Source organism: Mesonia oceanica (assembly GCF_902499555.1).
Taxonomy (GTDB): Bacteria; Bacteroidota; Bacteroidia; order Flavobacteriales; family Flavobacteriaceae; genus Mesonia; species Mesonia oceanica.
This window is the reverse complement of sequence record NZ_CABVMM010000071.1, coordinates 1-514: the sequence shown is the minus strand read 5'-3', so window position 1 is coordinate 514 and position 514 is coordinate 1. Positions and strand designations below refer to the sequence as shown.

General features: G+C 38.5%; 1 protein-coding gene. It reads left to right on the top strand.

Annotation, left to right across the window (positions count from 1 at the left end; translation table 11 throughout):
- On the top strand, nt 1-514 hold a 514-nt coding region (locus FVB9532_RS19355; protein ID WP_150546822.1), incomplete at both ends, for a fibronectin type III domain-containing protein.

Here is a 514-nt window from a genome sequence, read left to right as displayed (position 1 = left end):
GGAGAACGGTAATGCCACTTCTTGGGAAGTTATTTATGGGGAATCAGGTTTTGATCCTGTAACCGAGGGCGAAAACATCCTCGTAGAGAATAATCCCGAACTTAATTTAACGGATCTTTCACCGAATACTACCTATGAATTTTATATAGAAGCCTTGTGTTCAGATAATGAAACAGAACTATCAGAATCAGAGAATTTCACAACTTTAGAATTACCCTGTAATCCCCCTTCTAACCTTAATGTGACTAATATTACCGAAAGTTCAGCAAGTGTAAGCTGGACGGAGAACGGTAATGCCACTTCTTGGGAAGTTATTTATGGGGAATCAGGTTTTGATCCTGTTACTGAGGGCGAAAACATCCTCGTAGAAAATGATCCTCAGATTAGTTTAACCGACCTTTCTTCCAATACCACTTATGAGTTTTATGTAAAAGGATTATGTTCAGAAAATGAAAGTGACTTAGTGGGACCCGAAACGTTTACTACTTTGCCATTATGTAATCCACCTTCCAAT